This window comes from Streptomyces sp. SM10 (genome assembly GCF_002910915.1).
Classification (GTDB): domain Bacteria; phylum Actinomycetota; class Actinomycetes; order Streptomycetales; family Streptomycetaceae; genus Streptomyces.
Window position 1 is genome coordinate 112,937 of record NZ_NEUF01000173.1, and the last position, 26,813, is coordinate 139,749.

At 71.2% G+C, this 26,813-nt stretch carries 33 protein-coding genes, 1 pseudogene and 1 riboswitch; of the genes and pseudogenes, 14 read left to right on the forward strand and 20 right to left on the reverse strand.

The features are described 5' to 3' along the window. Positions 1 to 89: 89 nt before the first annotated feature. Positions 90 to 1,238 (forward strand): 8-amino-7-oxononanoate synthase, encoded by a 1,149-nt coding sequence (locus tag B9S57_RS28185; protein ID WP_103759998.1) that lies wholly within the window; start codon positions 90 to 92, stop codon positions 1,236 to 1,238. On the opposite strand, the gene B9S57_RS28190 is transcribed toward B9S57_RS28185, so the two are convergent. Next, on the reverse strand, positions 1,231 to 1,437 hold the full coding sequence (locus tag B9S57_RS28190; RefSeq protein ID WP_103759999.1) for a DUF397 domain-containing protein: 207 nt from the start codon (positions 1,435 to 1,437) through the stop codon (positions 1,231 to 1,233). The genes B9S57_RS28185 and B9S57_RS28190 overlap by 8 nt on opposite strands. Further along, entirely contained in the window at positions 1,374 to 2,327 is a 954-nt protein-coding gene (locus B9S57_RS28195) for a helix-turn-helix transcriptional regulator (protein ID WP_103760000.1), read from the reverse strand. The genes B9S57_RS28190 and B9S57_RS28195 overlap by 64 nt, the downstream gene beginning before the upstream one ends. A 230-nt stretch (positions 2,328 to 2,557) precedes the next feature. On the opposite strand from B9S57_RS28195, the gene B9S57_RS28200 reads away from it, so the two are divergent. Then, entirely contained in the window at positions 2,558 to 2,986 is a 429-nt protein-coding gene (locus tag B9S57_RS28200; RefSeq protein ID WP_103760001.1) for an ATP-binding protein, read from the forward strand. Positions 2,987 to 3,007: 21 nt separating this feature from the next. On the opposite strand, the gene B9S57_RS28205 is transcribed toward B9S57_RS28200, so the two are convergent. Then, positions 3,008 to 3,922, reverse strand: coding sequence for a LysR family transcriptional regulator (locus B9S57_RS28205; protein WP_103760002.1), 915 nt, complete (start codon positions 3,920 to 3,922; stop codon positions 3,008 to 3,010). A gap of 72 nt (positions 3,923 to 3,994) precedes the next feature. On the opposite strand from B9S57_RS28205, the gene B9S57_RS28210 reads away from it, so the two are divergent. Then, a complete protein-coding gene (locus B9S57_RS28210) occupies positions 3,995 to 4,636 on the forward strand; it encodes a LysE family translocator (RefSeq protein WP_103760003.1) in 642 nt (213 codons plus the stop codon). A gap of 18 nt (positions 4,637 to 4,654) precedes the next feature. On the opposite strand, the gene B9S57_RS28215 is transcribed toward B9S57_RS28210, so the two are convergent. The 3 genes from B9S57_RS28215 to B9S57_RS28225 all read right to left on the reverse strand — a co-directional run bounded on the left by B9S57_RS28215 (position 4,655) and on the right by B9S57_RS28225 (position 6,619). Beyond that, entirely contained in the window at positions 4,655 to 5,125 is a 471-nt protein-coding gene (locus B9S57_RS28215; protein ID WP_103760004.1) for a C40 family peptidase, read from the reverse strand. A 3-nt stretch (positions 5,126 to 5,128) separates the two neighbouring features. Then, positions 5,129 to 5,325, reverse strand: a riboswitch (cyclic di-AMP (ydaO/yuaA leader). Positions 5,326 to 5,667: 342 nt separating this feature from the next. Next, complete coding sequence (locus B9S57_RS28220) at positions 5,668 to 5,976, reverse strand: hypothetical protein (RefSeq protein WP_103760005.1); 309 nt, start codon at positions 5,974 to 5,976, stop codon at positions 5,668 to 5,670. A 7-nt stretch (positions 5,977 to 5,983) separates the two neighbouring features. Beyond that, a complete protein-coding gene (locus tag B9S57_RS28225; protein WP_103760006.1) occupies positions 5,984 to 6,619 on the reverse strand; it encodes an ATP-dependent Clp protease proteolytic subunit in 636 nt (211 codons plus the stop codon). Between the two features lie 96 nt (positions 6,620 to 6,715). Between B9S57_RS28225 and B9S57_RS28230 the strand changes: the two genes are divergently transcribed. Beyond that, complete coding sequence (locus B9S57_RS28230) at positions 6,716 to 6,997, forward strand: type II toxin-antitoxin system Phd/YefM family antitoxin (protein WP_103760085.1); 282 nt, start codon at positions 6,716 to 6,718, stop codon at positions 6,995 to 6,997. A 118-nt stretch (positions 6,998 to 7,115) separates the two neighbouring features. Here the strand turns inward: B9S57_RS28230 and B9S57_RS35960 are convergent. After that, positions 7,116 to 7,725 (reverse strand): annotated as a pseudogene (locus B9S57_RS35960) (ABC transporter permease); the annotation flags it as partial. Between the two features lie 178 nt (positions 7,726 to 7,903). On the opposite strand from B9S57_RS35960, the gene B9S57_RS34735 reads away from it, so the two are divergent. From B9S57_RS34735 to B9S57_RS28275, 8 genes are all read left to right on the forward strand, one after another. Next, positions 7,904 to 8,050 carry a hypothetical protein gene (locus tag B9S57_RS34735; protein WP_181011507.1) on the forward strand — a complete coding sequence of 49 codons (147 nt, stop codon included), beginning with the start codon at positions 7,904 to 7,906 and terminating at the stop codon, positions 8,048 to 8,050. Positions 8,051 to 8,188: 138 nt separating this feature from the next. Then, a complete protein-coding gene (locus tag B9S57_RS28245) occupies positions 8,189 to 8,491 on the forward strand; it encodes an urease subunit gamma (RefSeq protein ID WP_103760007.1) in 303 nt (100 codons plus the stop codon). A gap of 14 nt (positions 8,492 to 8,505) precedes the next feature. After that, the gene (locus B9S57_RS28250) at positions 8,506 to 8,817 is read left to right on the forward strand and encodes an urease subunit beta (protein ID WP_103760008.1); all 312 of its coding nucleotides are present in this window, start codon (positions 8,506 to 8,508) and stop codon (positions 8,815 to 8,817) included. Further along, a complete protein-coding gene (locus B9S57_RS28255) occupies positions 8,810 to 10,531 on the forward strand; it encodes an urease subunit alpha (protein ID WP_103760009.1) in 1,722 nt (573 codons plus the stop codon). Before B9S57_RS28250 ends, B9S57_RS28255 begins: the two co-directional genes overlap by 8 nt. A 17-nt stretch (positions 10,532 to 10,548) precedes the next feature. Further along, positions 10,549 to 11,214, forward strand: coding sequence for an urease accessory protein UreF (locus tag B9S57_RS28260; RefSeq protein WP_103760010.1), 666 nt, complete (start codon positions 10,549 to 10,551; stop codon positions 11,212 to 11,214). A gap of 42 nt (positions 11,215 to 11,256) precedes the next feature. Then, positions 11,257 to 11,934: an urease accessory protein UreG gene (gene ureG, locus B9S57_RS28265; RefSeq protein ID WP_103760011.1), complete on the forward strand. Its 678-nt coding sequence runs from the start codon at positions 11,257 to 11,259 to the stop codon at positions 11,932 to 11,934. After that, complete coding sequence (locus B9S57_RS28270; protein ID WP_103760012.1) at positions 11,931 to 12,716, forward strand: urease accessory protein UreD; 786 nt, start codon at positions 11,931 to 11,933, stop codon at positions 12,714 to 12,716. Before ureG ends, B9S57_RS28270 begins: the two co-directional genes overlap by 4 nt. Positions 12,717 to 12,870: 154 nt before the next feature. Continuing rightward, positions 12,871 to 14,448 carry an alpha/beta hydrolase gene (locus B9S57_RS28275; protein ID WP_103760013.1) on the forward strand — a complete coding sequence of 526 codons (1,578 nt, stop codon included), beginning with the start codon at positions 12,871 to 12,873 and terminating at the stop codon, positions 14,446 to 14,448. Positions 14,449 to 14,498: 50 nt separating this feature from the next. On the opposite strand, the gene B9S57_RS28280 is transcribed toward B9S57_RS28275, so the two are convergent. The 9 genes from B9S57_RS28280 to B9S57_RS28315 form a co-directional block, all read right to left on the reverse strand. After that, positions 14,499 to 15,566 carry an NAD(P)-dependent oxidoreductase gene (locus B9S57_RS28280; RefSeq protein WP_103760014.1) on the reverse strand — a complete coding sequence of 356 codons (1,068 nt, stop codon included), beginning with the start codon at positions 15,564 to 15,566 and terminating at the stop codon, positions 14,499 to 14,501. A 65-nt stretch (positions 15,567 to 15,631) separates the two neighbouring features. Beyond that, a complete protein-coding gene (locus B9S57_RS28285; RefSeq protein ID WP_103760015.1) occupies positions 15,632 to 16,342 on the reverse strand; it encodes a 1-acyl-sn-glycerol-3-phosphate acyltransferase in 711 nt (236 codons plus the stop codon). 282 nt (positions 16,343 to 16,624) lie between these two features. Beyond that, complete coding sequence (locus B9S57_RS35965; protein WP_258036685.1) at positions 16,625 to 16,753, reverse strand: hypothetical protein; 129 nt, start codon at positions 16,751 to 16,753, stop codon at positions 16,625 to 16,627. A 319-nt stretch (positions 16,754 to 17,072) separates the two neighbouring features. Further along, a complete protein-coding gene (locus B9S57_RS28295) occupies positions 17,073 to 17,459 on the reverse strand; it encodes an SRPBCC family protein (RefSeq protein WP_374935993.1) in 387 nt (128 codons plus the stop codon). Positions 17,460 to 17,732: 273 nt separating this feature from the next. Next, a complete protein-coding gene (locus B9S57_RS34740) occupies positions 17,733 to 17,891 on the reverse strand; it encodes a hypothetical protein (RefSeq protein WP_164493765.1) in 159 nt (52 codons plus the stop codon). A gap of 66 nt (positions 17,892 to 17,957) precedes the next feature. Beyond that, entirely contained in the window at positions 17,958 to 18,908 is a 951-nt protein-coding gene (locus tag B9S57_RS28300; RefSeq protein ID WP_103760016.1) for a cytochrome c oxidase assembly protein, read from the reverse strand. 111 nt (positions 18,909 to 19,019) lie between these two features. Continuing rightward, a complete protein-coding gene (locus B9S57_RS28305) occupies positions 19,020 to 20,045 on the reverse strand; it encodes a 6-phosphofructokinase (protein WP_103760017.1) in 1,026 nt (341 codons plus the stop codon). 191 nt (positions 20,046 to 20,236) lie between these two features. Next, complete coding sequence (locus tag B9S57_RS28310; protein WP_103760018.1) at positions 20,237 to 20,965, reverse strand: type 1 glutamine amidotransferase; 729 nt, start codon at positions 20,963 to 20,965, stop codon at positions 20,237 to 20,239. A 34-nt stretch (positions 20,966 to 20,999) separates the two neighbouring features. Continuing rightward, positions 21,000 to 22,238 (reverse strand): MurT ligase domain-containing protein, encoded by a 1,239-nt coding sequence (locus B9S57_RS28315; protein ID WP_103760019.1) that lies wholly within the window; start codon positions 22,236 to 22,238, stop codon positions 21,000 to 21,002. 114 nt (positions 22,239 to 22,352) lie between these two features. Here B9S57_RS28315 and def point away from each other — a divergent pair, with 114 nt between their 5' ends. Then, positions 22,353 to 22,904, forward strand: coding sequence for a peptide deformylase (gene def / locus B9S57_RS28320; RefSeq protein ID WP_103760020.1), 552 nt, complete (start codon positions 22,353 to 22,355; stop codon positions 22,902 to 22,904). 24 nt (positions 22,905 to 22,928) lie between these two features. On the opposite strand, the gene B9S57_RS28325 is transcribed toward def, so the two are convergent. Beyond that, on the reverse strand, positions 22,929 to 23,579 hold the full coding sequence (locus B9S57_RS28325) for a TetR family transcriptional regulator (protein ID WP_103760021.1): 651 nt from the start codon (positions 23,577 to 23,579) through the stop codon (positions 22,929 to 22,931). A 174-nt stretch (positions 23,580 to 23,753) separates the two neighbouring features. On the opposite strand from B9S57_RS28325, the gene B9S57_RS28330 reads away from it, so the two are divergent. After that, positions 23,754 to 24,989 carry an acyl-CoA dehydrogenase family protein gene (locus B9S57_RS28330; RefSeq protein ID WP_103760022.1) on the forward strand — a complete coding sequence of 412 codons (1,236 nt, stop codon included), beginning with the start codon at positions 23,754 to 23,756 and terminating at the stop codon, positions 24,987 to 24,989. A gap of 56 nt (positions 24,990 to 25,045) precedes the next feature. Here the strand turns inward: B9S57_RS28330 and B9S57_RS28335 are convergent, their stop codons facing one another. From B9S57_RS28335 to B9S57_RS28345, 3 genes are read right to left on the reverse strand one after another with little or no spacing between them, the layout of a single operon-like run. Continuing rightward, on the reverse strand, positions 25,046 to 25,537 hold the full coding sequence (locus B9S57_RS28335) for a glutathione peroxidase (protein WP_103760023.1): 492 nt from the start codon (positions 25,535 to 25,537) through the stop codon (positions 25,046 to 25,048). 31 nt (positions 25,538 to 25,568) lie between these two features. Beyond that, positions 25,569 to 26,117, reverse strand: a complete 549-nt coding sequence (locus B9S57_RS28340; protein ID WP_103760024.1) for a GNAT family N-acetyltransferase — start codon at positions 26,115 to 26,117, stop codon at positions 25,569 to 25,571. Between the two features lie 19 nt (positions 26,118 to 26,136). Next, entirely contained in the window at positions 26,137 to 26,712 is a 576-nt protein-coding gene (locus B9S57_RS28345) for a helix-turn-helix domain-containing protein (RefSeq protein ID WP_103760025.1), read from the reverse strand. Positions 26,713 to 26,813 lie beyond the last annotated feature (101 nt).

Genomic DNA, 26,813 nt, shown 5'->3' on the forward strand with positions numbered 1-26,813 from the left:
AGCCGGTCGATGCTGTGTGTATTGCCACACCCTGGCCTGTTGCGCACCCGGTTAGGGTCTGTGAGCTGCCTACAAAAAGGGACCCGCCCATGTCCTACGCCCCGTTCGACTGGATCGACGACGAGGCCCGGCGCCGTGCCGACGCCGGACTCGTCCGGACACTGCGCCCCCGGCCCGCCGAGACGGAACTGCTGGACCTCGCGAGCAACGACTACCTCGGGCTGAGCATGAACCCCGAGGTCACGGCGGCTGCCGCCGATGCGGTACGGACCTGGGGCGCGGGCGCCACGGGCTCGCGGCTGGTCACCGGGTCCACCTCGCTGCACGCCGAACTCGAAGGCGAACTCGCGGCCTTCTGCGGATTCGAGGCCGCCCTGGTGTTCTCCTCCGGGTACGCGGCCAATCTCGCCGCGCTCACGGCGCTCACCGGACACGGCTCACTGATCGTGTCCGACGCAGGGAACCACGCCTCGATCGTCGACGGCTGCCGGCTCTCCCGGGCGGCCACCGCTGTCGTCCCGCACGCGGACCCCGCGGCCGTGCGCAAGACACTCCACGCGCACGCCGGACGGGCGCTGGCCGTGACCGACTCCGTCTTCTCGGTGGACGGCGACGCCGCCCCGCTGCCGGGACTGGCACAGGCCTGCCGCGAAGAGGGCGCGGCCCTCCTCGTGGACGACGCACACGGGCTGGGTGTCCTGGGCGAGGGCGGGCGTGGCGCGCTCGCTGCCGCCGGGCTCGCGGGCGAGGAGGGGATCGTCGCCACGCTCACCCTCTCCAAGTCGCTCGGAAGCCAGGGCGGAGCGGTGCTCGGATCCGCCCGGGTCATCCGCCACCTGGTCAACACCGCCCGTACGTTCATCTTCGACACCGGCCTCGCGCCGGCAGCCGCCGGAGGGGCCCTGGGCGCCCTGCGGCTGCTGCGTCGCGAGCCGGAGCGCGCGGCCAGAGCCGGGGCGGTCGCCGTCGAACTGCACGACCGGCTGACCGCGGCCGGTCTGACCGCCGTGCGTCCCGACGCCGCCGTCGTGTCGGTCCGAGCACCCTCGGCAGAGGAGGCGGTGCGGTGGGCGGCGGACTGCCGCGCGGCCGGTCTCGCGGTGGGGTGCTTCCGTCCGCCGTCGGTGCCGGACGGGGTCTCCCGGCTGAGGCTGACCGCCCGGGCCGACCTGACGCGGGAACAGATCGAGACGGCCGTGGGGACGCTCGTCGCGACGGCGCCCCTCCCGGTCAGCTGATCCGGGGGCCGTGGAGTCCCGCGACGAAGCACGTCCATGCCGCCGCCGAGAAGCGCAGCGGCGGCAGGTCCGTGTCCTTGGAGTCCCGTACGGCGAGACGGTGGTCACCCAGAGGTGCCGTCTCCACGCAGTTGTTCATACCGGTGCTGCGGCTGCTGCGCCGCCACCTGGGTGCGGGCTGTGCGAAACGGTCGGACATCGTGCCCCCCTCGGGCAGTCTGAAGGTTCCGTCTGACCGCCGCGTCCTGTTGCGGCGATGAGGTCCAGCGAGCGCTCCGGCGACAGCGCGTGAGCCTGCATCGTGCGGAAGGCCGAGCTGTATGCCTCAAGGTCTTCTCTCCGCTCCAGATAGAGACTACTCGTCAAGTGGTCAAGAACGACCACATCCAGATCAGAACTGCTCGGAAAGGAGAAGATTACGAAAGGTCCGGTGAGCCCGACGTAGCTCCCGGCCTCGAAGGGCAGTAACTGGAGCGTCACGTGGGGGAGTCGAGCTGCGCGGGCCAGGTGGCGCAGCTGTTCCTCCATGACCCGCGGGCCTCCTACCTCACGTCGGAGCACGGCCTCGTCGAGCACGACACTGAGCCGCAGCGGCCGGGGTGCCTGGAGGACGCTCTGCCGGGCGAGCCTGACCTCCACCAGCGAGTCGAGCTGTGCGGGCGGGAGCTCGTCCAGCGAGGACCTCGTCACCGCCCGCGCGTAGTCGGCGGTCTGCAGCAGACCCGGGACCACCGACGTCTCCAGTGTCCGGGCGGCGTCGGCCTGGGACTCCAGGCTGATGAAGTCGCGGTACTGGGGCGGGATGAGCCCGCGATAGGCGTGCCACCATCCCGCTCCGCCGCCGCCGGCGGAACCGGCGAGTGCCTGGAGAAGGGAGCGCAACTGCGGGTCGTCGACGCCGTAGGCGTCCAGCAGCCGCGTCACGTCACGAGGCGTCACCCCGCTCGCCCCCGTCTCGATCCGGCTCACCTTCGACTGGTGCCAGCCCAGCATCCCGGCGGCGTCCCGGCTCGTGAGTCCCGAGGTGTGGCGCAGGCTGCGCAGCTCCTCGCCGAGTTTGCGGCGGCGTACCGCCGGGCCGTTGCGCATGGCGGCCTCCTCCCGTTGTCCGGAGAGCCGCCCCTGCGGGTCCGGCTCGGAAAGGGGCCAGTGTCGCGCTCGTATGCGGATCCGGGTGCGCAGTTCACCGTAATGAGCGACAGATATATGCATATCTTGGTGGATCGCCGTCATGGAGGGCGGCATCGGTGGCAGTCTGGCGCGAAGCACAATCCAGGCCGGCCGTGGGCCGGTCAGGGCGCGAAAGGGACGGCGTCGCCATGGCAGACCATCAGGAAGCAACCGTCACTCTGCCGAGCGATCCGGGCTCGGTCTCCGAGGCCCGCAGATACGTGGCCCGCGTGCTCGCCGACTGGGGCCTGGCCGACGACGACACGGCCGACACCATCCGGCTGATCGTCTCGGAGCTCGCCACCAACGCCGTCCAGCACACCTTCGGTCAGTCGCCCACCTTCACCGTGGACCTCCGCCTCGACCGGGACGTGGAGTTCGTCCTCGGGGTGACGGACAGCCACCCCCGCTGGCCCCAGCGGCTGCCCGCCGCCGTCCGGCAGGACAACGGCCGCGGCATGGTGATCATCCGGGCCCTGGCGAAGGAGTACGGCGGCCGGCTCGGTGTCAGCCCCACCCCGGACGGAGGGAAGACCGTGTCGATCGCTCTTCCCTGGCCGGCTCCCGCGCAGGCCTGAGGAGGGGCCCGGCGGGCCGCCTCACGGAGCGGAGGCCCGGCCGAAACCGCTGCGCAGCAGCGCCATCAGCGTCTTCGCCGCCGCGGTGTTCCGGTCCCCCCGGTGCACCACGGAGATCGTCCGCCGGAAGTCGGCCGGTTCCAGGCGCCGCACGGCGAGGGGGGCCGGTGACATCGCGGCCACCATCTCCGGTACCACCGCCACGCCGAGGCCCGCGCTGACCAGGGCACACACCAGGGCGTAGCCGGGCGACTCGCACACCACCGCGGGGGTGGCCCCCGCCTCGGCCAGTGCGCGCTCCACCCCGCGCCGCGGCGGGTGCTCGGGCGCGCTGCTGATCAGCGGGCGGCCCGCCAGTTCGGCGACGGGCAGCGGCCCGCTCCCCTCGGACAGCATCTGCCCCGGCGCGGTGACCAGCACCAGCTCCTCGACGAGGAGCCGCTCGGCGGACACCCCCGCGGGCATCGGCTCGGCGGCCGCGGGCTCGTAGGCGTGGGTCAGCGCCAGGTCCACGTCCCCCGCGGCCACGGCGGCGACCCCGGCGGGCGGCTCGTAGTCCGTGACGGCCAGCTCCACGTCGGGGTGGGCCCGGCGGAACGCGGTCAGCACCGGAGGCAGCAGATGGATCCCCGCCGTCACGAACGTACCCACCCGCAGCCGGCCGCCCGAGAGCCCCGCGAGCCGGGCCAGCTCGTGCCGCGCCTGGTCCATCTCGTCCAGCACACGCCGGGCGCGCCCCGCCAGCAGCTCGCCGGCGGCCGTCAGGCGTGCCCCCCTGTGGTGGCGCACGAGGAGGGCGGCCCCCGCCTCCCGCTCGAGCTTGGCCAGCTGCTGCGAGAGCGCGGGCGCGGTGTATCCGAGCCGTGAGGCGGCCCGTGTGATCGATCCGGCCTCCGCCACCGCCACCAGCGCGGCCAGTCGGATCGGGTCGTACATAAAGCGTTCCTTTTGGCAGACCCAGGAGATTACACATACACGTTAAAGGGTCGATGCGGTCAGGCTGTACCCATGGACGCACAACTACTCGCCTTCGTCGCCGTCGCCGCGGCAATGGTGGCGCTGCCCGGAGCCGACTTCACCGTGGTCGTACGCAACGCCCTCGCATCCCGGAGATCCGGGCTGGCCACCGCGGTGGGGGTCGCCGGGGGGCTCCTCGTGCACACCGCGCTGGCCGTCGCCGGGCTCGCCGCCGTGCTGGTGACGATGCCCGTCCTCTTCCGCACCGTGCAGCTGCTCGGAGGTGCCTACGTCCTCTACCTCGGCCTCAGCGGCCTGTACGCGATGCGGCGGCGGGCCACCGCCGGAGCGGATGAGGGGACGGAGCCCGGGGGAAGGGCGCCGTCGGGCCTCCGGCGCTCGCTGCGCCAGGGCTTCCTGACCAACGCCCTGAACCCGAAGGCGCCCGTGCTCTTCCTGAGCCTGCTGCCCCAGTTCGTCCCCGAGGGGCAGCCGCCCCTGCCCAGGACCCTGCTGCTCGCCTCGGTGGTCGTCCTGCTCGCGCTCGTCTGGTTCCCGGCGGTGGCCCTCCTGGTGGACCGCCTGGGCCGGTGGCTGCGCCGGCCGCGTACCGCCCGGGCGATCGAGGGCGGCAGCGGCACGGCGCTCACCGCGCTGGGGCTCGTGCTGGTGACGGGGCCCCTGATGCACTGAACCAGGCCAGGATGAAGGTCAGTTGACCCTCCCGTACCAGACGCTTCCGGACCAGATCTTCTCCAGCCGGACCACCGCCCCGGTCTTCGGCGAGTGCCAGATCTTCCCGCTGCCGGCGTAGATGCCGACGTGGTACACGCTGCGGCCCGCATGGAAGAAGACCAGGTCGCCGCGTTTCCGCTGCGACCTGGAGATATGGCGGGTCTTGTTGTACTGCTGCTGGGCGGTGCGGGGAAGCTTCCTGCCCGCTTTCTTGAACGCGTAGAGCGTGAGCCCGGAACAGTCGAACCGGTGGGGGCCGGTGGCACCCCATCTGTAGGGCGCACCCTTCTTCGACGCGGCGATCCTGAGCGCCGTCGTCGAGTGGGCGGCGGCCTCGGCCTCGTGCACGAAACCGGGAGCCAGCATCGTGGTGCCTACGGCGAACGTCAGAGCCGAGGCCGTACCGACCCGGGCGAACAGAGACGGGACATGAACCTGCGCAGTCATGCGCAACCCTTCGTCAGCCGCCTGTGAAGGATGACCTGTCGGGTTCGGGCTGGCGAAGTTGCCCGGCCGCGTGAAGCGGCTTCACCCCGAGGGCCGTCCGGATGTCCCGGCGGCCCGTTGTGCTCGGGTCCTCCACTCCTGCCGATCCACTTCTGTCGACCAGGCATCCGGACAGTGGCAGGACTCGGCGTCCGCCCGGACCGCCCCGCCGCGGTGGCGGGGGCTTGTCGTCCCAGGGATCTTTACGCACCGGCTGACGGATTTCCTCGTGGAAGCGGTGATATGTGAGAGTCGTCACCACTGACCCGAACGGGTGGACGCGGCTGGTCCCGCAGCTCGGCGGCTGCGTCGGACGAGCCGCGTACCAGCAGCGGAACAAAGCATTCCGTTCACTGTCCGTGCCCGTTGCGCAAGTTGGGCCGTCCCTCGGGAGGGGGAGCTTCTACGCCGAACGAGCGAGGGAAACTCATCAGCCGACCGGGCGTGTCGTGGCCGGGTGTCGAAGGAGCCGGATTCGCCGCCGAGTCGAGGGGCCGGAGTTCTCAACTCGACGAGGCGGGAGGTACGGCGACCCGTGCCGCGCGACGCTCACCGTCCAGCAGTCGCAGGGCCCGGGCCAGGGTGTCCGCGTGGATCTGCGACTCACCCCGCTCATGCATCAGCGCGAGTGCGTCACGCAGGGCGGTCGCCCTGGACGCGAGCGCCTGAGCCGCACGGAGCGCTCCGTACGTGTCGCCGCCCCGGGCCGGATTGATGCGGCCGAGCTGGTCGAGCACCTCCAGGTAGCAGTCGATGAACTCGGCCTCGGCGCGGGTCAGGGCGGGAAGCGGCGGGAACTGGGGTGAGAGCATCGGGCGTTCACCTCGCGGCATGCGGCGGCTGGGGTGGCGTGCGGTTCTCCACGACGTGGTCCACCAGCCCGTATGCCAGGGCGGCCGGGGCGTCGAGGATGGTGTCCCGTTCGATGTCGGCGCTGATCTCCCCCTCCGAACGACCCGTGTGCCGGGCCAGCATGGCCGTGAGCAGCTCGCGCTCGCGCATCAACTCGCGCGCCTGGATGTCGAGATCGGAGGGCTGGCCCCGCACCGGCTCGTCCAGAGAGGGTTGCTGGATGACTACCCGGGCGCCCGGCAGGGCATGTCGGTGTCCCGGTGCGCCGGCCGCGAGCAGCACCGCGGCACCGGCACCCGCCTGACCCAGGCAGAAGGTCTCCACCTCGCAGGCGAGGAAGCGCATGGTGTCGTAGATCGCCGTCATGGCGTTGAAGGAGCCACCGGGCGAGTTGATGTAGAGGGACAGGGGCCGGTCGGGGTCCGCGTGCTCCAGGTACATGAACTGCGCGATCAGGTCGGTCGCCGCGACGTCGTCGACGGGTGTGCCCAGGAAGACGATCCGCTCCGACAGCAGCTTGGAGTACGGGTCCATGCTCCGGGATCCGTATGCGGTGCGTTCGGTGAACTCGGGCAGAACGTGGCGGGCGGCGGGACGGAACATGATGATGCCTCTCCTCGGAATCCCACAGGCACGGACCGGTGCAGCGCCCCATACGTAAAAAATGTACAGGACGTACAGATGGTTATGATGGGGACTATGGCCTACGAGATTCCGGTGACGCAAGCCCGCGCAGAGCTCGCCGAGCTCATCAACCGCGTTGTCTACGGCGGTGAGAGAGTGGTCGTGACCCGCCACGGGAAGCCGCTGGTGGCGTTCGTCTCTGCTGCTGACCTGCAACGACTCGAGAACGAGGAGTCGGCGGAGGAGGAGCAGGTGATCCGGTCGGTGTCCTCGATCCACTCGGTGCCGTCCGCTGCGGGCGAACGGAACCGGTTCGGCATCGCCGCGGAGCACCGCGACCCCGGCCGGGAGGACTGAGGGCGCCCGGTCCGGCCCGGTGACGCACGCGTCCCCCCCGGTGGCCGGGGGGACGCTGCCTGCCCGGCGTCGAGACGGGCGAGGCCGTGCCTCCCGGCCACCGGGGCGGGAGGCACGGCTCGGTCCACCAGTCGCCCGTGATCACGCCGAGCCAGCTGCCGGTCAGGGCCGTCGCGGCGATGCCCACCAGTGCCGCCGCGCCGACCAGGGTCACGGCCGCCCGGACGCCGCGCAGCCCGAGAAGGGGCACGACGGCCCCGGCGGCCGCACCGGCGAGGGCGAGAGGCAGGACGCTCGCGCCCAGCGCGCTGCCGCGAGGGTCGGCCTTCGGTGCCGCCACGACGTCCGTGACGGGGATGCCGGCCCGCCGGGTGCGGCCGCTCCGGCCGCCTCGGCCAGCAGCTGGGCGACGGCGGGGCCCGCCGCCCGAGGCGGTGAGCAGCTGCGGGCCTTCCCCGGTGATCACGACGGCGCCGTATACGACACGGTCCTCGATCGCGGTGCGGGCGGCGGCCTCGTCCTTGTACCGGTGGACCTCGAAGGCCCCTCGCGCTGCTCGAAGCGCGTCTGCAGCCGATCGGCGGCGGGTGCCGCGCCGGCGACGCCGACGGGCAGGTCGCGCGGCGCGATCCTGGCGGCGGGCCAGGAGAAGGTCCAAGCGCGAGCGTCACGATCAGCGGGACGAGCAGGATGGCCGCCACCGCACGGCGGTTCGCAGCAGCATGCATGGCGGGATGCCTCGATTCAAAGAGAAGGATCGTTCGTTATGCGACCTCCAGGCGTGGGCCGGGACCATGTGGAACGAGCGCCTGCCGAAGGCGCTCGACGAGGGGTACGCGGGTATGCGTGCCGCCTGGGCGAGCTGGCGGAGGCGCGTACCGCGCGGCCGGCGTCATACACTCCGACGTGCCTGCCGACGGCGTCGCCCGCACGATGATCGCCACCGCCCAGGACTTCTTGGCGCAGGAGGCGCTGTTCGGCGGGGTCGAGCCGCAGGCCCTGGAGAACGGGTTGCGCGGCCTGATGTCCATGGATCCGCAAAAGACCAGTTAACGCGCCGGAAAAACTTCCGCCCTAACGTGCAATACCTGGCCGCGGAATCCTCTTCATCGTTCAACAGAGTGTTGAAGGCGGATAGGGTCCCGCTGCGCCCGGGGCAGGTACCGGGCGGAAGACGAAGAGGGTGGAAGCGTGCAACTGACTCCGCACGAACAGGAACGCCTGCTCATCCATGTGGCGGCCGACGTCGCAGAGAAGCGCAGGGCGCGCGGACTGCGGCTCAATCACCCTGAGGCGATCGCGCTGATCACCTCGCACCTCCTCGAAGGCGCCCGCGACGGCCGGACCGTGGCTGAACTGATGGCCTCCGGCCGGAAGGTGCTCACCCGCGACGACGTCATGGACGGCATCCCGGAGATGATCCACGACGTCCAGGTCGAGGCCACCTTCCCGGACGGCACCAAGCTCGTCACCGTCCACGAACCGATCGCCTGACGGGGGAGCAGCCGATGATTCCCGGAGAGATCCTCTACGCGCAGGGCGCGGTGCCCCTCAACGAGGGGCGCCCCGTCACCCGTCTCACCGTCCTGAACGCCGCCGACCGGCCCGTCCAGATCGGCTCGCACTACCACTTCGCCGAGGCCAACACCGGCCTGGACTTCGACCGCGGTGCCGCCCACGGGCTGCGGCTGAACATCGCCGCCGGAACCGCCGTGCGCTTCGAGCCCGGTATCCCCGTCGATGTCGAACTCGTCCCGCTCGCAGGCCTGCGCATCGTCCCCGGACTGCGTGGCGACACCGGAGGTTCCCTCGATGCCTGAGCTCAGCCGCCCCGTGTACGCCGACCTGTTCGGGCCCACCACGGGCGACCGCGTCCGGCTCGCCGACACCGATCTCCTCGTCGAGATCGAGGAGGACCGCTCCGGCGGCCCGGGAAGGTCCGGCGACGAAGCGGTCTTCGGCGGCGGGAAGGTGATCCGTGAATCGATGGGGCAGGCGCGCACCACCCGCGCCGAGGGTGCCCCCGACACGGTCGTCACCGGCGCCGTCATCATCGACCACTGGGGCGTCGTCAAGGCCGACGTCGGTATCCGGGACGGCAGGATCACCGGGATCGGCAAGGCGGGAAACCCGGACACGATGGACGGCGTCCACCCCGATCTGGTGATCGGCCCGGAGACCGAGATCATCGCGGGCAACGGCAAGTTCCTCACCGCCGGAGCCATCGACGCGCACGTCCACTTCATCTCGCCGACCCTGATCGACCAGGCGCTCTCCTCTGGGATCACCACCCTCGTGGGCGGAGGTACGGGCCCGGCCGAGGGCACCAAGGCCACGACGATCACCCCGGGGCCCTGGCACCTGGCCCGGATGTTCGAGGCCCTCGAGGGGTACCCGGTCAACATCGGTCTCCTCGGCAAGGGCAACACCATGTCCCGCGAAGCCATGCACTCCCAACTGCGCGCCGGGGCGCTGGGATTCAAGATCCATGAGGACTGGGGTGCGACCCCTGCCGTCATCGACGCCTGCCTCGGCGTCTGCGAGGAGACCGGCGCCCAGCTCGCCATCCACACGGACACACTCAACGAGGCCGGGTTCGTCGCCGACACACTGGCAGCCATCGCGGGGCGCTCCATCCACGCGTACCACACCGAGGGCGCGGGCGGTGGGCATGCTCCCGACATCATCAGTGTGGTCTCCGAGCCCTACGTCCTGCCCAGCTCCACCAACCCGACCCGGCCGCACACCGTCAACACGATCGAGGAACACCTCGACATGCTGATGGTCTGCCACCACCTCAACCCGACCGTCCCGGAGGACCTCGCCTTCGCCGAGTCACGCATCAGGCCCTCGACCATCGCGGCCGAGGACATCCTCCATGACCTGGGCGCCATCTCGATCATCTCCTCGGACTCCCAGGCGATGGGGCGGATCGGCGAGGTGATCCTGCGTACCTGGCAGACCGCCCACGTGATGAAGCGGCGACGGGGCGCCCTGCCGGGTGACGGCGTCGCCGACAACCACCGGGTACGTCGCTATGTCGCCAAATACACCATCAACCCCGCAGTGGCGCAGGGGCTCGACGGGGAGATCGGGTCCGTCGAGACCGGCAAGCTGGCCGACCTCGTGCTGTGGGACCCGGCCTTCTTCGGCGTCAAGCCGCAGACGGTGATCAAGGGCGGCCAGATCGCGTACGCGCAGATGGGCGACGCCAACGCCTCGATCCCCACCCCGCAGCCGGTCATGCCCCGTCCCATGTTCGGGGCGGTGGGCCGGGCTCCGGCGGCCAACTCGTTCAACTTCGTGTCCTCGGCGGCCATCGAGGCGGGGCTGCCCGAGCGCCTGGGGCTCGGCAAGGGCTTCGTGCCGATCGCCGGTACCCGCGGCGTCACCAAGGCGGACATGCGGGAGAACGACGCGCTGCCCCAGGTCAAGGTCGATCCCGACAGCTTCGCCGTCACCATCGACGGTGATCCGGTCGAACCCGCCCCCGCCGCTGAACTCCCCATGGCCCAGCGGTACTTCCTCTTCTGAGGGCAGGACAGGACATCATGACGACGCGAGCAGCCCTGCTCGTCCTCGCCGACGGCCGGTTCCCCGCCGGTGGTCACGCCCACTCCGGTGGCGCCGAGCCGGCCGTCAAGGCGGGACACATCCGCAACGCCCAGGACCTGTCCGACTTCTGTCTGGGTCGGCTCCACACCACCGGTCTCACCTCCGCCGCACTCGCCGCGGCGGCGGCCCACGGCCTCGACCCGCTCGCGCTGGACCAGGCCGCCGACGCCCGGACCCCGTCACCCGCGCTCAGGAGCGTCGCGCGCAAGCTCGGCCGGCAGCTGATGCGAGCAGCACGGGCCACCTGGCCCAGCCCCGAACTGGCCGCGCTCGCCGAAGCCCGGCCGCGCGGCGCCCACCAGCCCGTCGTCCTCGGCCTCACGGCACGGGCGGCAGGGCTGGGGCCCGCCGACGCGGCGCACTGCGTCGCGTACGAAGCGGTCAGCGGCCCGGCCACCGCGGTGGTCCGGCTCCTGTCCCTGGATCCCTTCGAGGCGACCGCCGTCCTCGCCCGGCTCGCGCCCGCCCTCGACCGGGTCGCCGAACAGGCCGCCGAGGCGGCGCTGCACGGCATCGACGCGCTGCCCGCCTCCTCCGCCCCGCTGCTCGACATCTCCGCCGAGGCCCACGCGGCCTGGCCGGTCCGTCTCTTCGCGTCCTGAACCCAGCACCGCGCCCGCCCGCCCTCACCAGGAGCCGCACCCATGCATCTCGACCACGTACACCACGGCCCCGCGGCCGTCAGCGCCGACGCGGCACGCCCCGACGGCACGCGCCGCGCCCTGCGCATCGGCCTCGGCGGGCCGGTCGGCTCGGGGAAGACCGCGACCGTCGCCGCCCTCTGCCGCGCCCTGCGGGACCGGATCTCCATCGCCGTCGTCACCAACGACATCTACACCCGCGAGGACGCCGCCTTCCTGCTCCGCAATGCCGTGCTGCCGCCCGAGCGCATCCAGGCCGTCGAGACCGGTGCCTGCCCGCACACCGCGATCCGCGACGACATCTCCGCCAACCTCGAGGCCGTCGAGGACCTGGAGGACTCCGTGGGCCCCCTCGACCTCATCCTCGTCGAGTCCGGCGGCGACAACCTCACCGCCACCTTCTCCAGGGGCCTCGTCGACGCACAGCTCTTCGTGATCGACGTCGCGGGCGGCGACGACATCCCGCGCAAGGGAGGTCCCGGTGTCACCACCGCCGACCTCCTCGTCATCAACAAGACCGACCTCGCCCCCTACGTCGGCTCCGACCTGGACCGGATGGCCCGGGACGCCGCCGAGCAACGCGGTGATCTCCCCGTGGTGTTCACCTCGCTGACCGGCGCCGACGGTGTCGACCCCGTCGCCGACTGGGTGCGGGCGCGGCTCGCGGACTGGGCCGCATGAGCGTCACGGCCACCGCGAGGATCACGGCGGTCGCCGACGGGCGGGGCTCCACCTCCCTTCCGGTGCTTGAGAGCGAAGGGCCGCTCGCGGTGCGCCGGACCAGATCGCCGGACCCCGCCCGCGCGCGTGTCACCGTGGTCGGCGCGATGAGCGCACCTCTCGGCGGCGACCGGCTCGCCGTCGAGGTCAGGGCCGAGGACGGGGCGCGGATGACGGTGGACTCCGCTGCCGCCACCGTCGCGCTGCCGGGGGCGGGCCCGGACGCCGGACCCGCGGCGTACGACGTGCGGCTGAGCGTGGGAGAGGGAGCGGAGCTCCACTGGCTCCCCGAACAGCTCGTCTCCGCGTGCGGCAGCGCACTCGACATGACGACCCGGGCGGAACTCTCCGGCACCGGGCGCCTGGTGCTCCGCGAGGAACTGATCCTGGGTCGCCACGGCGAGACCACCGGCCGGCTCTCGACCCGTCTGACGGTCCGTCGAGCCGGACAGCCGCTGCTCGACCAGCAGCTCGCCTACGGTCCGGGAGCGCCCGGCGGGTGGGACGGCGCAGCCGTGCTGGGCGGGCACCGGGCCGTGGGTCAACTGCTGCTCGTCGAACCCGCGTTCGGGAAGAGCCCTCCGGGGCCGAGGCTGCTCGGCCCCTCCACCGCACTCACCCCGCTGGCCGGCCCCGCGGTCCTCGTGACGGCGCTCGCCGCCGACGGACGGCTGCTCCGCGCGGTGCTGGACGAGGCGCTGGAAGGACTCCTGAAGGAGTCAAGGGCCCTGCGGAGCGCGTGAGTTCGCTCAGCGGGCAGTCGACACCGGTTATTGGTTCGGTAAAGAAACACGCGTCCGCCCTGTTCTCGGCAACCTCACAGACGGAAGGATCCGCCTGGACACATGAACGAAGGCGTTCGCCACGGGCGGCGCATCACACAGGGGGAGGTTCCACTTGAAGCGCACAGCGGTGCTCGGCTCGGCCGGCACTCTGATCGCGGGCACGCTCATAGCGGGGGCGATAGCCACACCGGCAGCCGGTGCCGACAGCAGGCACCACGGCGGCCAGGAGGCATACGGCGTCCAGGTCGCCGCCGCCCGCGCCGCGAAGGCCGGCATCGACTGGACGGACTGTCCGGCCGACTGGGCGATCGCCGCACCCATCCAGTGCGGATGGGTGAGTGTCCCGCTCGACTACAGCAAGCCGAACGGCAAGCAGATCAAGCTCGCGGTCGACCGGCACGTCAGCACGGGCACCCAGGACGAGCGCCAGGGCGCACTCGTCTACAACCCCGGCGGCCCCGGCGGCTCGGGCATGGCCTTCCCGAAGCGCATCGTCACCAAGAACCCGCTCTGGACGAAGGCAGCGAAGGCATACGACTTCGTCGGCTTCGACCCGCGCGGGGTCGGCCACTCGGCGCCGATCTCCTGCATCGACCCCCAGGAGTTCGTGAAGGCCCCGAAGGCCGACCCGGTTCCGGACAGCGAGGCCGACAAGCGGGCCCAGCGCAAGCTCGCGGCCGAGTACGCCGACGGCTGCGGCGAGCGCAGCGGCGACATGCTGCCGCACATGACCACGCCCAACACCGCACGCGACCTGGATGTCATCCGCGCCGCGCTCGGAGAGAGGAAGCTCAACTTCCTGGGCGTCTCCTACGGCACCTACCTGGGCGCCGTCTACGGGACCCTCTTCCCCTCGCACGTACGCCGCATGATCGTCGACAGCGTGGTCAACCCCGCGAAGGGCAACATCTGGTACGAGGCCAACCTCAACCAGGACGTCGCCTTCCAGACCCGCTGGAACGACTGGAAGGCGTGGGTCGCGAAGAACGACGCGGCCTACCACATCGGTGACACGCCCGAGAAGGTCGAGCAGGCGTGGCTGACGCTGCGCGCGGCGGCGAAGAAGAAGCCGATCGGCGGCGTCGTGGGCCCCGCCGAGCTCATCGGATTCTTCCAGAGCGCGCCGTACTACGACTCCGCCTGGGCGCCCACCGCCCGGATCTGGAGCGACTATCTGGGCGGCGACACCGCGGCGCTGATCGACGCCGCGGCACCCGACCTGTCGGACACCGCGGGCAACATCAGCTCGGAGAACGGCAACGCCGTCTACACGGCGGTCGAGTGCGCGGATGCCCGGTGGCCCACCAGCTGGAAGAAGTGGGACCGCGACAACACCCGTCTGCACAAGGACCACCCGTTCATGACCTGGGCGAACGCCTGGATGAACCTGCCCTGCGCGACGTGGCCGTCCAAGCAGCAGACCCCCCTGGACGTCCGCACGGGCAAGGGGCTGCCCCCGGTGCTCATCGTGCAGTCCACGCGTGACGCCGCCACCCCGTACGAGGGAGCCGTCGAGCTGCACAAGCGCTTCAAGGGTTCCCGTCTCATCACCGAGAAGGGTGCCGGCTCGCACGGTGTCACCGGGCTGGTCAACCCCTGCATCAACGAGCGGGTGGACACCTACCTGCTCACGGGAGAGACCGACCGGCGCGATGTGACGTGCACCCCGCACGCCACACCGAAGCCGTGATCACCACCTGAACGTGAGCGGGCGGCCGATGAATCCCGGCGGCCGCCCGCTCACCCCGTACGGAAGGCCCACCCGGCCCGGTCGTACCGCTCCAGCCAGGCGTCCTCCGCCGCGTAGTCGAAGAGGGCCTCGCCGTAGTTGCGGACCATCTTCGGGAACGCCTGCCTCCAGTCGCGCCCCTCCAGCTGTGCGGCGAGCCATTCGACGGTTGCCGGGAGGGACTCCTGATATCCCGTCACCGGTCGGTAGCCCAGATCCCGCTCCGCTGCCGTCATGTCGTAGACCACCGGGTGCGCGCCGGTCCACGGTGTGTCACCGACAAGACCCTGCGGCGGGGCACCGGCCACCAGCACCGACTCGGTCTCCACACCGAGTACACCGTCGACGGCGGCGCCGATCTCGGCCACGGTGGGCGCCTGCGGGTCGCCCGCGTTGAGCACCCGGGACGCCGGCCGCAGCGCGGCCAGACGTATCAGCTCGGCGAGGTTGGACACATGGACCGGATGGAAGCGGCTCTCCCCGTCGTACGCGAGGACCCGCCGTCGGCGCCCGTCCAGCAGCCGCTTGACGAAGTAGAGCTCGCGCGGAGTGCGGCAGTGAGCCCCGTGCACCGCTCCCGCGCGCAGCAGCGTCACCGGCAACGTGTCGCCGGCCGCGAGCAGTTCCTGCTCCAGTGCGACCTTGCGCCTCCCGTACGTCGCGTCCCCGGGGGCGACCGTGGGCTGCGTCTCCGGGACGGGCACCGGATACTCGGGGAAACCGTCCGGCTCGCCCTGCGTGTCGAAACTGCGGCCCCAGGCGTCTTCGTACACCGCGCCGCTGGAGACGACGACCGCGGATCCGACCCGGTCCGCGAGCCCCGTCAGCTGTGCGGCGTGATCAGGGCCGAAGGCCACCATGTCCACCAGCACGTCGCACCCGTCGCCGAGGGAGGACGCGAGGGCCCCCTCCTCCTCGCGATCGAGGGCGAGCGGCCGGACCCCGTCACCCCAGGCGCCGTCCCTGCCGCCTCCGCGGGAGGCCGCGGTCACGTCCCAGCCGTCCTCGGCGAGAGCCCTCACGGCGGCCCGGCCGATCTGTCCCGTCGCGCCCAGTACGAACGCCCGTCCTCTGCTCATACGGAAGACGCTACGGCCGCCTCAGCGGCAGGACCAGGGAAATCGGCCCTCAGCAGATTCCCCGCTCAGCGTGCCCGGCGGGGGAACTTCTTGGACTCCTCGCCCTGCGCCGCCTTCGCCTTCACCGCGTACTCGTCGACGTACTCCTGCCCGGAGAGCCCGAGAATGGCGTACATGATCTCGTCCGTCACCGCGCGGATCGCGGCCTTCTGGTCCTCCAGCCCGGCGTAGCGGGAGAAGTCCAGCGGCTCCCCGAACCGGATGGTCACGCGCTTGACCTTGGGTACCTTCTGGCCGGGCGGCTGGATCTCGAAGGTGCCGACCATCGCGCAGGGGATCACGGGGACCCCTGCCCTGATCGCCATCACCGCGACCCCGACCTTGCCCTTGTACAGCCGTCCGTCGTGCGAACGGGTCCCCTCGGGGTAGATGCCCAGCAGCTCTCCCTTGCTCAGCACTCCCAGTCCTTCGCGGATGGCCGCCTGTCCCGCCTCCTTGCCGGACCGGTCCACGGGGATCTGCCCGATGCTGTGGAAGAAGGCCGCGGTCAGCTTGCCCTTGATGCCCGGACCGGTGAAGTACTCGGCCTTCGCGAGAAAGGTGATGCGCCGCTTGAGGATCGACGGCATCAGGAAGTGGTCCGAGAACGAGAGGTGGTTGCCCGCCACGATGGCCGCACCGTCGTCGGGAATGTGTTCCAGACCTTCGATGCGCGGCCGGAACACCAGCCGCAGCAAAGGGCCCAGCACGACATACTTCAGGACGTAATAGAACACAGCTTCTCTCCTAGCCTTCCGGACCGGGCTGGTGGCCGCGTTCTGTCAGGTCACGTGCGGGCTGTCTCCCGCCCGACCCGATGGTGCGGTCGGCCGGGGCCCGGCCTCCCCGGACGGGTACCCACTCCTCGTCGTCTCATCTGATGCGCCATCAGTCGGTCGCCCGTACGCACCGTGCTCCTCGGTGATCGATCGTAGCTTTGATTCCGGTGCATCCGAAGTCCCTGGCACGCCCGAGCCCCCCGGCGCGGGCCCCGGCCGCCGTGGCGCCCCGCATGGCCGTCAGTCCCGGTGGATGTCCGCGCCCGGGCCGAGCGGCAGGTCGAAGCCGTGGAAGACGCCGAGGGCGATCAGCCAGGCCACACCGGCCTCGTGAAGGCGGTGAGCCCGGCCGACTCGAGGAGCGAGCACGTCGGACGCATCCTCGATCGCGACGGCCGCAGCGTCGGGCTCGCGTCGGTGAACTACTGGGCGGATCCGGCTTGAAGGCCTGCTGGGCGGTGTAGTTGACGCACATGTGCGTCATGAAGCCGGGCAGCACGAGGTCCCTGCCGCTGTCCGCTCCGAAGCCGAGGCCCGTCAGGGTCCTCTCCAGTTCGACGCCCGGAAAGACCGCGATCACGACGCGGTGGGTGAGGAGCATGGCTCCATCCTCCCCGCCACGGTCCCGGGGCCGCAGTGACGGCTTCCTGTCACATCCGGACATGGCGCCCGCCCCCACCCCGCCCGGTCATCTGCCGACCAGGCGTCCCAGCGCCCACCGGGCCGGCCCGGCGTAGGCGGCGAGAGCGAGGGCCGGACCCTCGATCCGGAGCGTCGTGGCCGACCCGCCCGGCCGGCGCAGAACCTCGTGGAACAGGCGCAGGCGGACCGGCCCGAGCCGGACGCGCCAGGTCCACCTCCGGCGCTCCTCGTCCACGGACTCCACGGCGAACACCGCGCTGACGCCGAACAGGGAGACGATCTCGCCCCGCATGCCAGGCGTGACGCGTGTACCGTCCACGCGCACCGCCCGGATCTGAGGGGACCAGGAGGGCCAGCGGGCAGGCGTGACATAGCGGAGCCAGACCGCCTCCACCGGCGCGGGGCCTTCGGCCCGGAGGGTCAGGCGCGCCACGAGTGCGCCGTCCGGATCTGCAGGCGCGGTCGGGGACGCGCGGCACCCCTCCGGCCGCCGCCCGCCTCGATCGGTCCTGGCCTGTCCATGTGCAGCTCTCCTCCCGTCGGCGAAGGCGCGCCGCAGCCACGACCGCCCCGCCCGAAGCGGCTGCCCGTCCGCCGCACCGGCACGACCGGGACGCCCTCGCCCGCAGCCCCGCGCCGGCCGGGCGGCCTCGTGGAGACGGCGGTTCCGGGGAACCGCCCCGGTGCCGTCCGGCCGACTGACGCCTCAGGTGTCGCGGGTGGCCACCATCCCCAGGGTGGCCAGTCCCAGCACCACCCAGCCGAACCAGAGCCAGCCGTTGCTCCCCAGCGCCACGGTGTACGCCGTCACCGCGACGAGCGCGCCGACCGTGAGCACTCCCATGGTTTTCGTGGATCCAGGCATGAGCGCACGCTCCTCACCGGCCGCACGGCCGTTGAAGCCATGGTCACCCCTGGGGCACGTCCACCGCTACTGTCCGCGTGCCTGCAATGAGGCGAGATAGGCGTTGTACGCCTTCAGCTCCTTGTCGTCGTCCCGGTCCGCCGCGCGGTCGGAGCGCTTGGCCGTCCGCTGCTCGGAGCGGTACCACTGGAAGACCAGCGCGATCAGGACCAGCACGGACGGGATCTCGCTGAACGCCCACGCGATGCCACCCGCCATCGACTGGTCGCTCAACGCGTCGATGCCGAGGGAGGCGGGCGGATTCTCGTACGCCTTCACCATCGGCTGGGTGGCCATCATCAGCGCGATCCCGAAGAACGCGTGGAACGGCATGCCCGCGAACAGCTCCAGCATCCGCATCACGTATCCGGGCCTGTGCGGGCCGGGGTCCACGCCCATGATCGGCCAGAAGAACACCAGGCCGACCGCCAGGAAGTGCACCATCATCGTGAGGTGACCCGCCTTGGACTCCATCAGGAAGTCGAACAGCGGAGTGAAGTACAACCCGTACAGGCTCGCGATGAAGAGCGGGATCGTGAACACCGGATGCGTGATGATCTTCATGTAGCGGCTGTGGAGCAGCTTGAGCAGCAGTTCGCGCGGCCCCGTGCGGCCCCGGCCGGCCACCGGCAGCGCCCGCAGCGCCAGCGTCACCGGGGCACCCAGTAGCAGCAGGATCGGCGACACCATGCTGATCACCATGTGCTGCACCATGTGCACGCTGAACATGACCATGCCGTAGTCGTTGAGTCCCGTGCACATCACCAGGGCGATGGACAGCACGCCGAGGACGAAGAAGACGGTCCGGTTGACCGGCCAGCCGTCGCCCCGCGCACGCAGCCGCAGGACCCCGTAGCCGTACAGGACGAGGGCCGCGACGCAGCCGATCAGGAAGAACGGGTCCGCGGAGAACTCGAGCCCACGTACCAGCGTGAACGGCGGCAGATCCATGTTCATGCCGTGCCCGCTGTGATCCATCTGTTCACTCCCGCTGGGGACGTCCCCGTTTCGTGCCGGTTGTCCGGTCCAGACTAGAACCGCCCCCGGCCGCGGGTGCGGCCGGGGGCGGTCCATGGGGTGTCGTGACGGTCAGAGCACGACCTGAGCCTCGGCGTAGCGCTCGGCCGGGACCGTCTTGAGGGTCTCCACGGCCGCTGCCAGCGGGACCATCGTGATGCCCGTGCCGCGCAGCGCCGTCATCATGCCGAACTCGCCGCGGTGAGCCGCCTCCACCGCGTGCCAGCCGAAGCGGGTGGCCAGGACACGGTCGTACGCGGTCGGGGTGCCGCCTCGCTGCACATGGCCGAGGATCACCGGGCGGGCCTCCTTGCCGAGGCGCTGCTCCAGCTCGCCGGAGAGCTGCGTCGCCACACCGGCGAAGCGCTCGTGCCCGTAGATGTCCTTCTTGCCCTGGCTGAATTCCATCGAGCCCTCGCGGGGCTTCGCGCCCTCCGCGACGACGACGATCGCGAACTTCTTCCCGTCCGAGAAGCGCCGGCCCACCAGCTCGGTCAGCTCGTCGATGTCGAAGGGCCGCTCGGGTACGACGATGGCGTGCGCGCCGGCCGCCATGCCGGAGTGCAGGGCGATCCAGCCGGTGTGCCGCCCCATGACCTCGACGATCAGCACCCGCTGGTGCGACTCGGCCGTCGTCTTCAGCCGGTCCAGCGCCTCGGTGGCGACCCCGACGGCCGTGTCGAAGCCGAAGGTCACATCGGTGGAGGCGATGTCGTTGTCGATGGTCTTGGGAACACCGACGATGGGCAGCCCCGCCTCGGAGAGGAGGTTGGCCGCCTTCAGCGTGCCTTCGCCGCCGATCGGGATGATCGCGTCCAGGCCGAGCTCGGCGACGTGGCCCTTCGCGCGCTCCACGCCGTCACGCAGGTGCGCGGGCTGGACACGGGAGGAGCCGAGGATCGTGCCGCCGCGGGCGAGGATGCCGCCGACCGCGTCGAGGTCGAGCTTGCGGTAGTCGCACTCGAGGAGGCCCTTCCACCCGTCGTGGAAGCCGATGACCTCGTCGCCGTGGTCGACCACCGCACGGTGCACGACGGAACGGATGACGGCGTTGAGGCCGGGGCAGTCGCCGCCGGAGGTGAGCACACCAATTCGCATTGCCCGGGAAACCTTTGCAACGTGGGCCGACGCCGGACCACGTCGTCCGGTTGGATCCCCGCCACCCTACCGGCGCGGGGTGGCCGGACCGAACCCACTGTCCGACTGATGGACGTCCCACGGATGTACACGGGGCATCCGCGTACGGACCGGCCCCCTCGGGGAGGGGGTCGGTCCGTACGGTGACGCGGTCAGGCCGGCTGGGTCGCCGCGGCGATCCGCTCGGCGCGCAGCGCCTCGTACCACCGGTCGTCACTCGGCGGCAGCGCGTTCACGTCCAGGGCCAGCTTCAGCAGCAGGTCCGCGATGAGCGGGTTGCGCGCCAGGACGGGCCCGTGCATGTAGGTGCCGAACACGGTGTCGTTGTACGCGCCCTCCGTGCCGTCCCCGGTGCCGTTGCCCCGGCCGAGCCGCACCCGGGCGAGCGGGCGCGCGGACGGGCCGAGATGGGTGACGCCCTGGTGGTTCTCGAAGCCGGTCAGCGGCGGCAGGCCGAGGTTCGGGTCGATGTCCCCGAGCACGTCGCCCACGCACCGGGTACCCTCGCCGCGGGTCGAGACGACGTCGAGCAGCCCGAGGCCGGGCTCGCGCTCGCCGAGGTCGTTGATGAACTCGTGGCCGAGGATCTGGTAGCCGGCGCAGACCGAGAAGATGATCGCGCCGTTCGCCGCGGCCCTGCTCAGTCCGCCGTCACGGCGCAGCCGCTCCGCGGCGAGACGCTGCGGCCGGTCCTCACCGCCGCCGATCAGGTAGATGTCGCCCGACGTCGGGATGGGCTGGTCGCTGCGCACGTCCACGCGCGACACGTCGAGACCGCGCTGGCGTGCCCGGCGCTCCACCACCAGGGCGTTGCCCTGGTCGCCGTAGGTGCTGAGGAGGTCGGGGTAGACCCACACCAGCCGCAGGCTGTTGTTGCTCATGCTTCGTCCTCTCCGGGGGTTGCCCGCGCGGGGGTCAGTTGCCGACACGACGGCGCAGATCCTGGAAGGCGGTGTAGTTGGCGATGACCTCGATACGGCCGGGCGGAGCCATCTGGACGGCCTCGTCCAGGGACTCGCACACACGGAAGTCGAGACCGGCCACCTCGAGCCGGACCGCCAGGTCCAGCTTGCGGTCGCCGAGCACGAAGATCGGGTGACCGTAGAGCTGGGTGTAGTCCACGTCCCACAGCCAGGACGTGTCCGTACCGTCGGCGCCGCGGGCGTTCACCGAGAGGATCACCGGGGTGGGCGGCGGGTCGATCAGGGAGAACGTCTCGAGCCAGCCCGCCGGGTTCTTCGCCAGCAGGAGCCGGAGCTCACGGCCGAGGAAGGTGACGACGTCGTACCGGCCGGCCACGGCCTGCACCTGGTACATGCGCTCCAGGGCGACCTGGGGCGGCACGCCGAAGACCGCGGCCACGGCCGCCGAACTCGTGGCGTTGGCCTTGTTGGCCCGGCCCGGCAGCTGCAGGTGGATCGGCCACGCGGAGCCGTGCGGGTCCAGGACGTAGTCGCCGTTCAGCGCCCAGCTGGGGGCGGGGCGGCGGAAGCCGCACTCGCCGCAGAACCAGTCGTCACCGGGGCGCTGCATCACACCGCCGCAGGACGGGCAGGACCAGGCGTCGTCCTTCCACGCCTGCCCCGCCGCGACCCACACCACGTTGGGGGAGGAGGAGGCGGCCCAGACGACCAGCGGGTCGTCGGCGTTGGCCACGATCACGGCCTTGGAGCCCGACAGGCCCTCACGCCACTTCTCGGCCAGCATCCGGGTCTCCGCCGCGCGGTCCAGCTGGTCGCGGGAGAGGTTGAGCAGCGCGATCACCTTCGGTGTCGTGTCCCGGGCCACTCCGGCGAGGTACTTCTCGTCGACCTCGATCACGCCGTACCGCGCGTCCGAGCCCCCGGCCAGCGCGGAAGTGATCCCCGCGGGCATGTTGGCTCCGAGCGCGTTCGACACGACGGGCCCCGCGGCCCCCAGTGCCTCCGCGATCAGCCGGGTCGTGGTCGTCTTGCCGTTCGTCGCGGACACGAGGATCACGTCCAGGTGCTGCGCCAGCCGCCCGAGCAGGTCGGGGTCGAGCTTGAGCGCCACCCGGCCGCCGATCACCGATCCGCTGCCGCGCCCCGCAGCGCGCGACACCGCCGCCGCGGCCTTGCCCGCCGTCACGGCGAGCTTGGCCCGCGGCGACAACGGCTCCGTGTTGCCTGCCATCGTCCTAGATCCTCCTTGCGTAAGTCCGCACCCAGCCTATCGATGTCCGGCCCGCCGCCCGCACCTCGGCACCACGGGGAACGTGGAGGTCGCGTGGAACGTACGCTTCTCCCCATGCGAAACCGCCCGATCCCCGGCAGTTCCGGACGCGTTCGTGCCGTGAGTCTGTTCGGCGCCCCGGTGCTCCACAGCCCGTGCGACGACGTCACCGACTTCGGCCCGTCGCTCGCCCGGCTGGTGGAGGACATGTTCGCCACCATGTACGCGGCGAACGGTGTCGGGCTCGCCGCGAACCAGATCGGCGTCCCGCTCAGGGTGTTCGTCTACGACTGTCCGGACGACGACGAGGTCAGGCACCTGGGCCATCTCGTCAATCCGGTACTCGTCGAGGCGGACGGCATCACCGTACGCGGACCGGAGGGCTGCCTCTCGCTTCCCGGCCTCGAAGCGGGCACCCCGCGCCTCGACCACGCGGTGGTCGAGGGCCGTACGGTCACGGGGGAGCCGGTGAGGGTCACCGGCACCGGGTGGTTCGCCCGCTGTCTGCAGCACGAGTGCGACCACCTCGACGGCCTGATCTACACGGACCGGCTGACGGGCCTGCGCCGCGCCAGGGCGCTGCGCGCGGCCCGGCGGGCACCGTGGGGGAGCGCGGACGGCGGCTGAAGGGCCCCGGTGGCGGGCGCGATCTCAGAACCCCTGGCCGCCCGGCCGGTCGCCCGCCTCGGACAGCCTGCCCCAGAGCAGGTCGGCGAGGCTGCGCACGAGCTGCTCGCGTGAGCACGGACGGTCACCCAGCCACCAGTCGCCGGCCGCGTGCATCATGCCGACGATCCCGTGTCCCCAGATGCGGGCCATCTGCTCACTGTCCGGGCCCAGGTCGACCCGCTCCACGATCACCTTGCCCAGCTCCTCGCCGAGGCGGCGCAGCAGCGGGGCCGAGTGCCGTCCGACGTCGAAACCCTGCTCGGGAGAGGGGGCGGCGTCGTCGGACGGATGCATGAGGAAGCGGTACACCTGCGGCCGTGCCTCGATCGCCGTGAGATAGGTGTCCAGGGTCGCCTCGACCCGCTCGCGCCGCTCGGAGGGTGCGTCGAGTGCGGCCCGCAGGGCGCTCAGCAGGGCGTCGGTGTGGCGTTTGGCGAGGGCGCGGTAGAGGCCGCCCTTGTCGCCGAAGTGCCGGTAGAGGATGGGCTTGGTGATCCCGGCCTCCGCGGCGATCGCGTTCATCGAGGCCTGCGGGCCGTCCCTGAGCACCACCCGGTCCGCCGCTTCGAGCAGTTCCCGGCGGCGGCGTTCGGCCGCCGTCCGCTGCCGTTCGGCCCCTCTTGTGGTCTCCATGCCGTATCTCCCGCCCCACCCAGCTGTCCTGCGATCTCGTCACGCCCGGGCAACGTAACACCCTGCTCTGCCGTGCGCGGATCAGCCGTCGGCCGGTTGACAGAGGCTACTTGCTGGTAACAGACTGTTGTTACCGCTAGTAACGGGTTTATCCGGAAGTGCATGGAGGGAACCATGGCCGAGTTCACGCTCGAGCTCAACGACGACCAGAAGCAGGTCCGTGACTGGCTGCACGGATTCGCCGCCGAGGTGATCCGGCCGGCCGCTTCGGAGTGGGACGAGCGTGAGGAAACGCCCTGGCCCGTCATCCAGGAGGCGGCCAAGGTAGGCATCTACTCCCTGGACTTCTACGCCCAGCAGTTCTTCGACCCTACGGGTCTCGGCATCCCCATGGCCATGGAGGAGCTGTTCTGGGGCGACGCGGGCATCGCCCTGTCGATCGTCGGGACGGGCCTCGCGGCCGTCGGGGTCCTCGCCAACGGCACCGAGGAACAGATCGGCACCTGGATCCCCCAGATGTACGGGGACGCCGACGACGTGAAGGTCGCCGCCTTCTGCTCCTCCGAGCCGGACGCGGGCTCGGACGTGGCCTCCATGCGCACCCGCGCGGTGTACGACGAGGCGAAGGACGAGTGGGTGCTCAACGGCACCAAGACCTGGGCGACCAACGGCGGAATCGCCAACGTCCATGTCGTCGTCGCCGTCGTGGACCCCGAACTGGGCTCGAAGGGGCATGCCTCCTTCATCGTCCCGCCGGCCACTCCCGGCCTCTCGCAGGGACAGAAGTTCAAGAAGCACGGCATCCGCGCCTCGCACACGGCCGAGGTCGTCCTCGAGGACGTCCGTGTCCCCGGTCACTGCCTGCTCGGCGGCAAGGAGAAGCTCGACGAGCGCCTCGCCCGCGCCCGTGAGCGCGCCAGGTCCGGTGGCGAACGGAGTGAGAGGGTCAAGAACGCGGCGATGGCCACCTTCGAGGCGTCGCGCCCCGCCGTCGGGGCCATGGCGGTCGGCACCGCCCGCGCCGCCTACGAGGTCGCGCTCGACTACGCGAAGACACGGACCCAGTTCGGCCGCCCGATCATCGACAACCAGGGCATCGCCTTCCAGCTGGCCGACATGCGGACGCAGATCGACGCCGCACGGCTCCTCGTCTGGCGCGCCTCCTGGATGGCCAGCGCCGGCAAGCCGTTCACCGCGGCCGAGGGCTCGATGTCGAAGCTGTACGCGAGCGAGACGGCCAAGTCGGTCACGGCCCAGGCCGTGCAGATCCTCGGCGGCAACGGCTTCACCCGCGAGTACCCGGTCGAGCGCATGCACCGGGACGCGGCGATCTACACCATCTTCGAGGGCACGAGCGAGATCCAGCGCCTGGTGATCGCCCGTACCCTCTCGGGGATGCCGATCCGCTAGTCCGGCGCGAGGGGCCGGGGCCGTCGCACCGGTCCGGGCCCCTCGCTCCGTCCGCCCTACTTCCGCGGCAGCTGCGCCTCGATGGCGGCCACGACCTCGGGGGCGTCCGGCTCGGTGCGCGGCCGGATCCGGGCGACCGGCTCGCCCGCAGGGGAGATGAGGAACTTCTCGAAGTTCCACTGGACGTCCCCGGCGGCGCCCTCGGCGTCGTCGAGCTTCGTCAGCTCCGTGTACAGCGGGTGGCGGTTCTCGCCGTTGACGTCGATCTTCTCCAGGAGCGGGAAACTGACCCCGTACGTCGTCGAGCAGAACGTCTGGATCTCCTCGGCGGTACCCGGCTCCTGGCCCGCGAACTGGTTGCAGGGCACCCCGAGGACGGTGAACCCCCGGTCCCCGTACTCCTTCTGGAGCCTCTCCAGGCCGGCGTACTGCGGGGTGAGGCCGCACCGGGAAGCGACGTTCACCAGCAGGACCGCCGAGCCCTCGTAGGCCCCCAGCGTGGTCGGTTCGCCGGTGAGCGTGCGGAGCTGGATGTCGTGCAGCGTCATGGGATGTCTCCTCGGTAGCGTGGCGTCACCCTCATTGTGACGGCCCTTCCTGGGGGTCCTGGGGGCCGAGCCTCCGGTAGTAGAGGGTGGTCGGCCTGAGCGCTCCGTACGGGTCGGTCGCGTAGTCCGGGACGGAACCGCACGGCGTCCAGCCCGCCGCGCTGTAGAGCGCTTCCGCGTCGCTTCCCGTCTCGGTGTCCAGGACCAGGAGTGTCAGCCCCTCGCCGACGGCGAAGGATTCGGCCGCCGTCAGCAGTGCCCGGCCGACCCCCCGGCCGCGCGCGGAGGGCCTGACCACGAGCTTGGCGACCTCCGCACGGTGCCGGGCGTTGGGCAGAGTCGTCCTGACCAGGCTGATCGTGCCCGCCACCCGCTCGTCGTCACGGGCGATCCAGATGTGGACGCTCCCCGACTCGACGACGGCGGCCCGCTCCCGCCACCAGCCGGCGGCCGCGGTCCTCTCCAGCGGGGCGAGGAAGCCCACGGACGCCCCGCCCTCCACGGCCTCGATCAGCAGGGCGGCGAGCTCATCGGCGTAGGTGACCAGTTCGGGGCCGGACACGGGGACGATCTCGGTCATGAAGCAGGTCCTCTCACGTTCACGGCAGGACGATCATCAGGGCGTAGCGGACCCGCTCGGGGCCCGGGCAGTGGAAATGCGAGGGGCCGCGCAGCCGGAAGCGCAGGCAGTCGCCCTCACGCAGGGTGTGCAGGGCGTCGTCGACCGTGATCCCGAGCGTGCCTTCGAGCACCCAGACGTGCTGCTCCACACCGGGCACGGGCGCGTCCGCGTAGGCGATCCCGGCGCCGGCGTCGAGCGTGCTCTCGACTACCTCGGCGCGCAGCCCCGGGTGCGGCGGCGACACGGACCGGCGTACGAAGCCCGCCTCCTCGTCCCGCCACACGGGCTGCCGCGCGGCGGGGACCAGCCGGGGCGGCTCAGCCTCGAGCTCCATCAGGAGCCGGGACATCGTCCGCCCGTAGACGGTGCAGAGCCGCCCGAGCGTGGCGGTGGTGGGGCTCAGCTCGCCGCGCTCCAGCCGCGACAGGGTCGAGCGGCTCACCCCGGCGCGGCGGGACAGCTCGTCCAGGGACCAGCCGTGTTCGGTGCGCAGTGTGCCCAGTCGCGCCGCGAGGCGGTCGTCGACGGTGTCCGGCACCCCTTCCTCTCTCATATCCGGGATCATATCTCTTTTCTGGGACTGCTCTGGGTGGCCCGCGTGCCGATCGCGTGATGGCGTGTCAGTCTGATAAGCGCGATATGAGATGTATTGCG